The 11546-nt window shown below is 69.7% G+C and carries 10 protein-coding genes; 7 read left to right on the top strand and 3 right to left on the bottom strand.

All coding sequences use genetic code 11. From position 1 onward, the window contains the following. Positions 1–183 precede the first annotated feature (183 nt). The 3 genes from H483_RS33920 to ramB form a co-directional block, all read right to left on the bottom strand. Complete coding sequence (locus H483_RS33920) at positions 184–1053, bottom strand: DUF559 domain-containing protein (protein ID WP_152428021.1); 870 nt, start codon at positions 1051–1053, stop codon at positions 184–186. A 308-nt stretch (positions 1054–1361) separates the two neighbouring features. Next, positions 1362–1940, bottom strand: a complete 579-nt coding sequence (locus H483_RS33915) for a carboxymuconolactone decarboxylase family protein (protein ID WP_017837811.1) — start codon at positions 1938–1940, stop codon at positions 1362–1364. 5 nt (positions 1941–1945) lie between these two features. Continuing rightward, positions 1946–3400 (bottom strand): acetate metabolism transcriptional regulator RamB, encoded by a 1455-nt coding sequence (gene ramB / locus H483_RS33910; RefSeq protein WP_042330038.1) that lies wholly within the window; start codon positions 3398–3400, stop codon positions 1946–1948. Positions 3401–3593: 193 nt separating this feature from the next. Here ramB and aceA point away from each other — a divergent pair, with 193 nt between their 5' ends. The 7 genes from aceA to H483_RS33875 all read left to right on the top strand — a co-directional run. Then, positions 3594–4883 carry an isocitrate lyase gene (gene aceA, locus H483_RS33905; protein ID WP_017837809.1) on the top strand — a complete coding sequence of 430 codons (1290 nt, stop codon included), beginning with the start codon at positions 3594–3596 and terminating at the stop codon, positions 4881–4883. A 159-nt stretch (positions 4884–5042) separates the two neighbouring features. Next, a complete protein-coding gene (locus H483_RS33900; RefSeq protein ID WP_042330036.1) occupies positions 5043–5963 on the top strand; it encodes a 3-hydroxybutyryl-CoA dehydrogenase in 921 nt (306 codons plus the stop codon). 5 nt (positions 5964–5968) lie between these two features. Beyond that, positions 5969–8269 (top strand): 5-methyltetrahydropteroyltriglutamate--homocysteine S-methyltransferase, encoded by a 2301-nt coding sequence (gene metE, locus H483_RS33895; RefSeq protein ID WP_017837807.1) that lies wholly within the window; start codon positions 5969–5971, stop codon positions 8267–8269. A gap of 77 nt (positions 8270–8346) precedes the next feature. Further along, a complete protein-coding gene (locus H483_RS33890) occupies positions 8347–8655 on the top strand; it encodes a hypothetical protein (RefSeq protein ID WP_017837806.1) in 309 nt (102 codons plus the stop codon). A gap of 89 nt (positions 8656–8744) precedes the next feature. After that, complete coding sequence (locus tag H483_RS33885; protein ID WP_017837805.1) at positions 8745–9953, top strand: DUF445 domain-containing protein; 1209 nt, start codon at positions 8745–8747, stop codon at positions 9951–9953. A 164-nt stretch (positions 9954–10117) separates the two neighbouring features. Then, positions 10118–10639 (top strand): helix-turn-helix domain-containing protein, encoded by a 522-nt coding sequence (locus H483_RS33880; RefSeq protein WP_017837804.1) that lies wholly within the window; start codon positions 10118–10120, stop codon positions 10637–10639. Positions 10640–10733: 94 nt separating this feature from the next. Further along, positions 10734–11546, top strand: an 813-nt coding sequence (locus H483_RS33875) for a hypothetical protein (RefSeq protein ID WP_017837803.1), incomplete at its 3' end; no start/stop codon positions are given.

Here is an 11546-nt window from a genome sequence, read left to right as displayed (position 1 = left end):
GGCCGGCTCCCGCCCCCACCCCGCCGACTTGTGCGCCGTCTTCGTCCTGCGCGCTCGGAATGCCCGGAGGACGGGCGGGTGCGCTGGCGAAATGGACCAAAGAGGCCGCGCACCTGTGCGTGCCGCAGGGAAAGCGGGCCAGCTGCGTCGAAAGCTCTGGCGCGGGCGCGCGACGTCGAGGTGTCAGGCGACAAGGACGCGAGAGGAACGCTGGGCGTACGCTGCCCGAACCTGCTGAAGCACGTCGTCTCGCTGGGAACGGAATATCCTGTGGTCTAGGCCGATCACGATCCAACCGGCGGCGAGGAGGCGGTTCCTACGGAACCGGTCCTTCGACTGCTGCGCCGGGTGCTCGTGGTGCGGGCCGTCGTACTCGACTGCGATCTTGTGAACGGGGTCGGCGAGATCGAGGCGGTAGTCGTCCCACACCTCGACCTGCGGTATGAACCCCGTGAAGCCCGCGTCACGGAGGAACAACCTCGCCTCAGTCTCCATAGGCGACTCACTGCGACGGTCGGCATCCGCGAGTACCCGTCGTGCCCGTGCGACCCCCCAGGTGCCGACCTGCTCACCGACGACGTCGCGTAGTTCACGGTCCGAGAATCCGTGTCGGTAGAACTGTTCCACCGCGAGGACCCCACCGAGGTGGTCGGTGAACCGGGCCAGGTCGAAGGCCGTCCACCGACGGCTGGTGACGGCGACGCCCCGCTTCCGCTCCACGGCCGAGGGCGGCACCCGGTACCGACGAAGGCGCAGACCCGAGCGTGTTCTGCCGCTGGGGCCGACGCACAATTCCGGGACCGCGTCGTCCGGGGCGTCGATCCCGTGGAGTACCGCCGCTGACCAGCCGGTGAGGACCCCGTCCGGGTACAACCGCGAGTACGCCACCGACCTGGTCTCGAAGGTGAGCGGGAGAGCAACGGGCAGCCAGAGTTCGTCCGCGATCTTGAGGAACTCGCGTTCTCGTCGGCGACGGGGGAGGGCGGCCAGCTCGCGGCTGAGTCGGGCGGACGACAGGACGGGATGATGCGGTCCCGGGCGATGGCGTGTCATGCCGAGGATCATGCACCCCAGGAACGAGTGGAACCGCCGCCAGTTCGACGATCTCCGCTTGCCTGTGGGGAGCCGACACCTCTTGTGGACAACCGGGCCTCTGCAGCGGGTGCCGGCCGATCACCTGCTCAGAAGCGGCTCGACAGGTCAGCGGAAAACTCGGTGTGCGGCGTGAATGGACCAGAGAGGCCGCGCAACCAAGGGGTGGGCGGGCAAAGGGGACGCGCAGGGCAAAGGGGGCGCGTAAGCCAGGGGGTGGGCGGGCAAAGGGGGCGCGCAAGCCGGGGAGGGGTGGGCGGGGAGAGGGGTCAGCGGGGGCGGTCGGGTTGGATCCGCAGGGCATGGAGGGTCGTGGCCAACCCGTCGTACTGCGCCACCAGTTGCACCAGGCCCACCAGCTCCGCCTCGGTCAGGTGGGCGGCCACCTCCGCCCACGTGTGGTCGGCGATGTCCTTGGTCCGCACCAGTTCGTCGACAGCGGCCAACACCGCCTCCAGCCGGTCCGGCCAGCCGGCTGAGCCGGGATCGTGCAGGGTGCGGGCGATCTCGTCGTCGTCGAGCCCCACCCGCGCCCCGATCCGCTCGTGGTGGGCCCGCTCGTAGGCGCTGCCGCGCAGGTGGGCCACGCGCAGGATGACCAGCTCGGTGGTACGGCGGTCGAGGATCCCGAACGGCATCATCATCCCGGAGTAGGCCAGCCACGCGGGGAAGAGACGGCGTGCCCGGCCGAGGGTGGCGAACAGGTGGACGTCGCGGCTGCCGGTGACGCGGGCTCCCACGCGGTTGACGGCCCAGCCCACCGGTCCGAGTTCGCGGAATCCGCCGGGGCGGATGCGGGGCCGGACCTGGTCCCCGGGGGCACTGTCGGTGTGGTGTGGCTGGCTCATGGCCGTCAGGGTAGGGCAGGGGAGGACTCCCGGGAGTGGGGATCGTCGAGCAGATACGGCGAGAGCGATGATCGGTGGGCATCGACCCTGAGTGTGCGGTTGAGCGGGGGGAAGGCCCGCTGGGGGCAGGCGGGCCTCTCGCACATGCGGCACCCGGATCCGATCTTGGTGGCGGCGTCGGCGTCGGCGAGGTCCAGGCCCTGCGCGTAGACGGTGCGGTGGGCGTGCCGGGCCTCGCAGCCCAGGCCGATCGCGAACGTCTTGCGGGGTTGGCCGAACCGCATGGGCCGGGTGGTCACGGTCCGAGAGACCCACAGGTGCAGGCGGCCGTCGGGCAACTCCGCGACCTGCCGCATGATCTTGCCGGGGAACGAGAAGGTCTCGTAGACGTTCCACAACGGACACGTGCCGCCCGAGGTCGTGAAGTGGACGCCGGAGGCCGACTGCCGCTTGGACATGTTCCCCGCGCGGTCCACCCGCACGAAGCTGAAGGGCACCCCGGCGGCGCCCGGGCGCTGGAGCGTCGACAGGCGGTGGCACACGGTCTCGTAGCCCGTCGCGTAGAAGGTCATCAGGCGTTCGACGTCGTAGCGGAAGTCCTCGGCGGTGTCGAGGAAGCGCTGGTAGGGCATCAGTACGGCGGCGGCGAAATAGTTGGCCAGCCCGCGCTGGGCCAGGGAGGCGGCGGCGGGGGAGCTGAAGGCGCCGTCGGCAACGAGCTGGTCGAGCAGTTCGTGGTGCTCGAGGAACGCGAGTTCCGATGCCACGCGGAAGGCCTGTTGCCCCCCGGTCAGGTGCGCGGACAGGTCGAGCCGACGGTCGCGGGCGGAATAGCGGTGCCACAGGCCGTCGGGCAGGTCCACGCGGCGTGCCACCCGGACCCCATGGGTCTCGGCGAGCCGGTTCTCGAGCTCGGCGCGGACGTCGCCGCGGTTCATCCGGATCCGGGTGGTGAGCTCCTCGGCCGCGGTGTCCAGAGAATCGATGTAGTTCTGGCGCTGGTAGAAGTAGTCGCGCACCTCCTCGTGGGGCATGGCCAGCGCGAAGGTGTCCGTCTCGTCGGACAGGGCGTTGCGGCTCTCGGTGAGGGCGGCGAGGAGGTCGGCCGAGTTCCGGTACCTCTGGTTGAGCACGGCGAAGGCCCGCGCCAGCGACGGGTGGGCACGGACCAGGTCGACCACCTCCCCCGCGGGGACGCCGGCGGACACCTGGGGGTCGGACAGGGCCTCGGTCAGTTCGGCGATCAGTCGGGTGTCGGCGTCCGACGCGAAGAAAGTCGAGTCGACCCCGTACTCCTCGGACAGTCGGGCCAGCACCCGGGAGGTGACCGGGCGCGCGTCCTTCTCGAGCTGGTTGAGGTAGCTGGCGGACAGCCCCAGTGTCTCGGCGAACGCCGCCTGGGTCAGGCCGTGCTCCTCCCGCAGGCGTCGCAGGCGTGCGCCCATGTGGGTGGTGGTCATCAACGGCTCCCGCGGGTCGGTGGTGTGCCCCACATTCTTCGCAAAGTTCGCAATCGACGCAAGGAAACTCGCCAGATTCGCATAACTCGCAGGTAGACGGGCTGCGATGAGTATGGCATCCTTTCGAAGTACAGGACGCCGCGCTCGCAATCATGCGAAGCCGGCTCCGCCCCCGAGACAGGAAAGAGTCGCGATGTCGAACGTTGGCAAGGCACGTACCGCTGCAGAGATCCAGCAGGACTGGGACACCAACCCCCGCTGGAAGGGCATCACCCGCAACTACACCGCCGAGCAGGTGGCGGAGCTCCAGGGCACCGTCGTCGAGGAGCACACCCTCGCCCGCCGCGGCGCGGAGATCCTCTGGGACAAGGTCAACAACAAGGACTTCGTCAACTCCCTCGGCGCGCTGACCGGCAACCAGGCCGTGCAGCAGATCCGTGCGGGCCTCGAGGCCGTGTACCTCTCCGGCTGGCAGGTCGCCGGCGACGCCAACCTCTCGGGCCACACCTACCCGGACCAGTCGCTGTACCCGGCCAACTCGGTCCCGACCGTCGTGCGTCGGATCAACAACGCGCTGCTCCGCGCCGACGAGATCGCCCGCATCGAGGGTGACACCTCGGTGGAGAACTGGCTCGCCCCGATCGTCGCCGACGCCGAGGCCGGCTTCGGTGGCGCCCTCAACGCCTACGAGCTGCAGAAGGCCATGATCGCGGCCGGCGCCGCGGGCGTGCACTGGGAGGACCAGCTCGCCTCGGAGAAGAAGTGCGGCCACCTCGGTGGCAAGGTGCTCATCCCGACCAACCAGCACATCCGTACGCTGACCTCGGCCCGTCTCGCGGCCGACGTCGCGAACGTCCCGTCGGTGATCATCGCGCGTACCGACGCCGAGGCCGCCACCCTCATCACCTCCGATGTCGACGAGCGCGACCGCCCGTTCATCACCGGTGAGCGCACCGCCGAGGGCTTCTACAACGTCAAGAACGGCATCGAGCCCTGCATCGAGCGCGCCAAGGCCTACGCCCCGTTCTCCGACCTCATCTGGATGGAGACCGGCACCCCGGACCTCGAGTACGCCAAGAAGTTCGCCGAGGCCGTCAAGGCGGAGTACCCGGACCAGCTCCTGGCCTACAACTGCTCGCCCTCCTTCAACTGGAAGGCGAACCTGGACGACGACACGATCGCCAAGTTCCAGAAGGAGCTCGGCGCGATGGGCTTCAAGTTCCAGTTCATCACCCTGGCCGGCTTCCACTCGCTCAACTACGGCATGTTCGACCTGGCCTACGGCTACGCCCGCAACCAGATGACCGCGTTCGTCGACCTGCAGCAGCGCGAGTTCAAGGCCGCCGAGGAGCGTGGCTTCACCGCCGTCAAGCACCAGCGCGAGGTCGGCGCCGGTTACTTCGACCGCATCGCCACCACGGTCGACCCCAACACGTCCACCGCGGCGCTGAAGGGCTCCACCGAGGAGGGTCAGTTCCACTGACCCCCCGGGTCGCCCTCCGGTAGGGCGACCAGCACCAAGGCACCACCACACCGGGGGCCGGGATCGTCTCCTCGAGGCGTCCCGGCCCCCGGTCGTGTCCGTGCACACCCCGGGCCCGTGCCCGGACCGACCACCCGGTTCGAGAAGGACGTGTCGCAGATGCCCACCACCCGCGAGGTAGCCCCGGGGCCGGGGTCGATCACCCGCGTGGGGGTGGTGGGCGCCGGCCGGATGGGGGCGGGGATCGCCGAGGTCTGCGCGCGCGCCCACGTCGACGTGCTGGTGTGGGAATCCACCCGGGACCTCGCCGAGGCCGGCCGGTCCCGCATCCTCTCGTCGCTCGACCGGGGGGTCTCCTCCGGGAAGATCACCCGGCGCGAGCGTGACCAGGCCGCCCTGCGGCTGCGGTTCACCACCGACCTCGGCGACTTCGTCGACCGGCAGCTGGTGATCGAGGCGATCGTCGAGGACGAGGCGGCCAAGACGGCCGTGTTCCGTGAGCTCGACCGGGTGGTCACCGATCCGGAGGCGGTCCTGGCCTCCAACACCTCCTCCATCCCGATCATGAAACTCGGCTCCTGCACCGCCAGGCCCGAGCGCGTGATCGGCATGCACTTCTTCAACCCGGTCCCCGTGCTGCCCCTGGTCGAGCTGGTGAGCACGTTGGAGACGGGGAGGTCCGTGCGCGAGCGTGCCGAGGCGTTCGCCGAACAGGTCCTGGGCAAGCAGGTGGTGCACTCCGCGGACCGGTCGGGTGCCGTCGTCAACGCGCTGCTCGTGCCCTACCTGCTCTCGGCGATCAGGATGGCCGAGTCCGGCTTCGCCACCCCGGAGGACATCGACAAGGCCATGGTGCTGGGGTGCGCCCACCCGATGGGCCCGCTCTCCCTGGCCGACCTCGTGGGCCTGGACACGATCAAGGCGATCGCCGAGTCGATGTACACCGAGTTCCGTGAACCGCTGTACGCGCCGCCGCCACTGCTGCTGCGGATGGTCGAGGCGGGACGGCTGGGCGAGAAGAGCGGCCACGGCTTCTACCGCTACGACATCCCCCGAGCGACTGTCCGGGCCACCCGCTGACCGCCGTGGCCCGGGAGCTCGAACGCTCGCACCTCGCGCTCACGCGCGCGTCCAGCGTGCTCGGCTACCCGCGCATCGGCCCACGGCGAGAACTCAAGCGCGCGCTCGAGCGGTACTGGCACGGGGACGGCACCCGGTCCGAGCTCCTGTCCGTGGGACGCCGGATCCAGGAGTCGACCTGGCGGGAGCTCTGCGACGCGGGGCTGACGCAGATCCCGGGCAACACCTTCTCCTTCTACGACCACATCCTCGACGACGCCCTGCTCATCGGCGCCGTCCCGCACCGGTTCCGGGAGCTGGTGCGCGACCTGTCACCGCTGGACACCCAGTTCGCACTCGCGCGCGGTCGCGCGGACGTGGCTCCACTCGAACTGGTGGCTCTCCAGGGCACGCCGTACCACTACCGTCAGCCCGAGTTCGAGGACACGAGCGTGCTGGGTCTGGCGCCGGAGGCGCTGCTGGCCGAGGTCGAACGCGCGCACGAGCTGGGGATCGACATCCGGCCGGTGGTCACCGGGCCGGTGTCGCTGCTGATGCTGAGCAAGGCCGCACCCACCGCCGCTCGCGGATTCCGGCCGATCGAGCTGCTCGACCGGGTACTCGGGCAGTACGAGAGGCTGCTGGAGGTCCTGGCGGAGGCGGGCGTGACCTGCGTCCAGTTCGACGAACCCTGTATGACCATGGAACGCACCGCCGGCGAGATCGAGCGGCTGCGTCACGCCTATGACCGGTTGTCCGCGTCCCCCACGCGACCGCGGATCCTGGTCACGGGCCAGTACGGGGACCTGGCCGAGGCGCTGCCCGCGCTCGCGTCGACCGGGGTCGAGGCGATCGGTCTCGACCTGGTCCACGGGTACCGGGCCCCCGACGACCTCGCGGCGATCCCGGGACTCGCGGGCAAGCGACTCTACGCCGGTGTGGTCGACGGCCAGAACGTCTGGCGGACGGACAAGTTCGAGGTGCTCGAGTACCTGAGGCGGCTCAAGGTCACCTTCGCCGACCTGGTGGTCTCGACGTCCTGCACGCTGCTCCACGTGCCCTACGACGTCGGGGCGGAGGTGGACCTGCCCGCCGAACTGGGGGACTGCCTGGCCTTCGCGCGGCAGAAGGTCGCGGAGGTGGTGTCGCTGGCGGACGCGGTGGTCGACGGACCGACGCCGCGGTGGCGGCCGCTGCCGGAGCGGCCCAGTGCGCGCAGGCCGGACGTGCGGGCCAGGACGGCGCAGGTCGACGACGACGACAAGGTCCGCATGCCCTACCCGGAGCGGGCTCCGCTGCAGGCGGCGCGTCTGGGGCTCCCGATCCTGCCCACCGCGACCCTCGGGTCGTTCCCGCAGACCGTGCAGATCCGCAGGGCCCGCCGGGACCTGGCCGACGGCCGGATCGACTACGAGCGCTATCGCGGCTATCTGCGCGACGAGATCGCCTCGGTGATCCGACTGCAGGAGGACATCGGTCTCGACGTCCTGGTGCACGGTGAGGTCGAGCGCAATGACATGGTGCAGTACTTCGCGGAACTGCTCGACGGGTTCGCGGCGACCCGGCACGGATGGGTCCAGTCCTACGGGTCCCGCTGCGTGCGCCCACCGATCCTGTACGGCGACGTGGCGCGTCCCGCGCCGATGACGGTCGAGTGGACCGGGTATGCGCAGACCCTCACCGACCGACCGGTCAAGGGGATGGTGACGGGACCGGTGACGATGCTCGCCCGGTCCTTCTGCCGGACCGATCTCGCGCTGCCGGAGGTGGCCACCCAGTTGGCCCTGGTGGTCCGGGACGAGGTGGCGGACCTGGAGGACGCGGGGGTGGCGATCGTGCAGATCGACGAACCGGCGATCCGTGAGCTGCTGCCGCGGCGTGGGGCGGACAGGCGCGCCTATCTCGAGTGGGCGGTGGCCACGTTCCGCCTGGCCTCCGCGGGCGCCGGTCCGGACACCCAGATCCACACCCACCTGAGCTACTCGTCCCTGCAGGTGATGAAGGAGGCGATCGAGGGGCTCGACGCCGATGTGACGGCGATCGTCGCGACCCGGTCGATCGACTGGGTCCTGGACGCGCTCACGGACCACACCCTGACGCGGCAGGTCGCCCCGGGTGTCTACGAGTCGAGATCGGGGTTCGTCCCCGACATCGACCTGCTCCACGAGAGGTTGCTCGAGGCGGTGGCGGCGGTGGGGGTGGACCGACTGTGGGCGGTCCCGGACGGTGGGCTCAAGACCCGCTACACCTGGCAGCTGGAACCGAGTCTGCGCAACCTGGTCACCGCTGCGCGACGAATCCGCCGGGCGGTTGCCCCCGGGACCTGAGGTTCCAATAGAATCAGGACAAGCAACTCCCGGGCCGCGGGGCCAGGGATCGGTAGTAGACGAAAGAGGACGACATCATGGCCGGTCAGACCCTCGAGCACACTGGTGCTGCCATCGTCGAGGAGTACTACCCGACGTACGCCACGGAGGTGGCGCCGACCTACCCGCTGTACTCCACCGAGATCTACGCCGGTTCGGCCATCATGTTGCTGTCGATGAGCATGCTGGGGCTGCCCATCACGGCGCTCGCCTTCTACATCGACGACATGGACGTGTCCCTCGGTCTGGTCGTGGCGGCGGTCGTCGCCACGGTCGTCGTCTTCGTCATCGGCCTCGCGGTCTGCATGGTCGGTTTCCGCAAGTACGGACGCAAGGACGCGCACTGACGCTCGACCCGGTCACCGCGGCGGGTGGGCCCGCCCTGGTGGCGGGCGACCCGGCCACTGATGCGGAGCGCAGGTCTGCTCTCCGCCGCATGAAGCTGGTCGCGACGGGGTTCCTGGTCCTGGCCGGGATCATCTTCCTCTTCGCCGAGTATTCGCTGTCCAACGGGGCCGGGGCGTGGGCCGGGTACGTGCGTGCGGCCTCCGAGGCGGGGATGATCGGCGGGCTCGCGGACTGGTTCGCCGTGACCGCGCTGTTCCGGCACCCGCTCCGGATCCCCATCCCCCACACGGCTCTCATCCCCAAGAAGAAGGACCAGCTGGGGGCCTCCCTGGGGACGTTCGTGGGCGAGAACTTCCTCGATCCCGAGATGGTGAGCGAGAAGGTCCGCAGTGCCCGGATCCCCGCACGGGCGGGCGAATGGCTCCAGGACGAGGACCATCGTGCGATCGCCTCCGACCAGGCGGCCAAGGCGATCCGCTCCGTCCTGGCGGTCCTGCGTGACGAGGACGCCACGGCGATCATCGAGCGGACCATAGTCGCGCGCATCGCCGAACCGCAGTGGGGCCCGCCGGCGGGTCGGATCCTCCAGGAGCTTCTCTCCGAGGGCCGTCACCTGCCGCTGCTCGATCTCATGGCCGACCGGACCCACGAATGGGTCGAGGCGCACCCGGAGACCATCGACCGCTGGGTCCGCGAGAAGGCGCCCACCTGGGCCCCACAGTTCGTCAACGAGCTCCTCTCCGATCGCGCCTACCGCGAACTGCGCGAGTGGACCTGGCAGATCAAGGTGGACAAGCAGCACGCGGTCCGCCTCGCCCTGATCGGGTTCGCCGAGGATTTCGCGCGCGACCTCCAGCAGGATCCGGCCACGATGGACAAGCTCGAGACCTTCAAAGCGGAGGTGATGAACCGCGAGGAGGTCCGCCGTGCCGCGGCGACCGCCTGGACGGCCGCCAAGCGGATGATCGTCGAGGCCACCGAGGACTCCTCGTCGACCCTCCGGGTGAAGATCGACGACCTCCTGCGTCGACTCGCGGACATGCTGGTCGACGACGAGAAGGTCCGCGCCCGCCTCGACGACTACATGACCCGGACCGCCGCGTACGTGGCCGTGAACTACTCCGGCGAGGTGACGTCGATCATCTCCGAGACGGTGGAGCGCTGGGACGCGGACGAGGCGTCCGAGAAGATCGAGCTTCTCGCGGGCAAGGACCTGCAGTTCATCCGCATCAACGGCACGCTCGTGGGGGCGCTGGTGGGTCTGGTCATCCACCAGTTCACCCTGCTCATCTTCTGATCTTCTCTTCTGAGCCGCGCGTGCGCCGACCTGCTCGTCCCGCGGCCGTTGTGCTCCTCCGGGTGTGATTCATTACACGCCTCAGGCCGCTTGCTGCTGCTAGCACTCGTTGCTAGCGTTGTATTCAGACAACGTGAGATGCACGGCGAGAGGAGGTGGACTCCATGGCCGAGAAGCGTGGCCGGGAGAGTGGTCGACAGCCTGAGTCCGCCTCCGCGCAGGCGGCCGAACCGACCGCCGCGACCCTCGCGCGGAGGACCAAGCCGACCGGCGAGGTCCCCCGCCACGACGATGTCGCCCCACAGGGTGACGACGACAAGCGTGCGTCCGAGTCGCAGGACATCGGGTCGTTCATCCGCGCACAGCGGGAAGCCGCCGAGGTGTCCATCCGGCAGCTCGCGGAGCGGGCCGGCGTCTCCAATCCGTATCTGAGTCAGATCGAGCGGGGGCTGCGCAAGCCGTCCGCGGAAGTGTTGGGTCAGATCGCACGAGGTCTGAGGTTGTCCGCCGAGGTGCTCTACGCCCGCGCCGGAATCCTCGAACTGAGGGAGGGGAGCCCGGTGAGGGATGCCATCCTCACCGCGCCCGACCTCACCGAGCGTCAAAGGGAGGTGCTCGTGGAGATCTACGAGTCGTTCCGATCGAACAACGCGATCGCCGCCGACCAGGTCGTCGGCGTGCACTGAGCCCGTCCGACGGCGGCCCGGCAGGGCCACGTGACATCCGAACCCGCAAGACCTGCAGACAACGAACCATGCAGACAACGAACGAGGAGCCGACATGAGCCAGAAGAAGCCCGTTTCCAAGAAGACCGCCGCACAGGCCGCCGCCGCTCAGGCGGAGTCGCAGTCCAACCCCAAGGGCGACGCACCCAGCGGACCGCTGGGGCAGGCGCTGTCCGCGGTGCGCACTCCGGTCTACGCCTACGTCGGCGTCAATGATCTCGCGGTCCAGGCGGTGTCCGGCCTCGTCTCCGACCTGCGTCGTCGCGCGGAGGACGCCGTCGCCGAGGCTCAGACCAAGGTGAACGAGCGGGTCAGCGGCGTGCAGAACCGGGTGACCGAGCGGGTTGCCGACGTGCAGAACCGCGTGAACGAGGTCCCGGACCGGGTGCAGGCGCTGCCGTCCGAGGTCGAGGAGCTGGTGAACCGCTTCCGCCCGGACGAGCTGCGTAAGGTCGCCGACGCGTACGTCGAGGTCGCGGCGGGCATCTACGGTGGGCTCGCGGCCCGTGGCGAGGACGTCGTGGCTCGCCTGCGCGAGGAGAACCCCCAGCTCGAGGCCGGCCTGGCCCGCGTCAACGAGCAGGTCGCCCGCGCCGCAGGTGCCGTTGAGGAGCAGGTCGAGCTGGGCGAGGACGCGCTCGGTACGGTCGCCCGACAGACCCGCTCCATCGGGGTGAAGGCCGCGGGCCGCGTGTCCAAGGCCGCCCGCCGGGCCGCCGAGGAGACCGGCACCGCCGCCGACAAGGCCGCCGACAAGGTCGAGGACGCCGCGTTCGCCGCCTCGGACGAGGTCCAGAGCGGGGCCGCGAAGGTCGAGGCCAAGACGGCCCAGGCCAAGAAGGCGACCGCGAAGAAGGCCCCGGCGAAG

The sequence above is a fragment of the Dietzia sp. UCD-THP genome, from assembly GCF_000349585.1.
GTDB classification, from domain to species: domain Bacteria; phylum Actinomycetota; class Actinomycetes; order Mycobacteriales; family Mycobacteriaceae; genus Dietzia; species Dietzia natronolimnaea_A.
Note: the sequence above shows the minus strand (reverse complement) of the source record. Positions and strands in the feature narration are given on the sequence as shown.

Excerpts from the sequence above, each read along its gene's own strand:
- H483_RS33890 (WP_017837806.1), top strand. The coding sequence starts at position 8,347 with ATGGCCGGTCAGACCCTCGAGCACACTGGTGCTGCCATCGTCGAGGAG.
- aceA (WP_017837809.1), top strand. The coding sequence starts at position 3,594 with ATGTCGAACGTTGGCAAGGCACGTACCGCTGCAGAGATCCAGCAGGAC.
- H483_RS33880 (WP_017837804.1), top strand. The coding sequence starts at position 10,118 with ATGGCCGAGAAGCGTGGCCGGGAGAGTGGTCGACAGCCTGAGTCCGCC.
- H483_RS33920 (WP_152428021.1), bottom strand. The coding sequence starts at position 1,053 with ATGACACGCCATCGCCCGGGACCGCATCATCCCGTCCTGTCGTCCGCC.
- H483_RS33900 (WP_042330036.1), top strand. The coding sequence starts at position 5,043 with ATGCCCACCACCCGCGAGGTAGCCCCGGGGCCGGGGTCGATCACCCGC.
- H483_RS33885 (WP_017837805.1), top strand. The coding sequence starts at position 8,745 with ATGAAGCTGGTCGCGACGGGGTTCCTGGTCCTGGCCGGGATCATCTTC.
- ramB (WP_042330038.1), bottom strand. The coding sequence starts at position 3,400 with ATGACCACCACCCACATGGGCGCACGCCTGCGACGCCTGCGGGAGGAG.
- H483_RS33915 (WP_017837811.1), bottom strand. The coding sequence starts at position 1,940 with ATGAGCCAGCCACACCACACCGACAGTGCCCCCGGGGACCAGGTCCGG.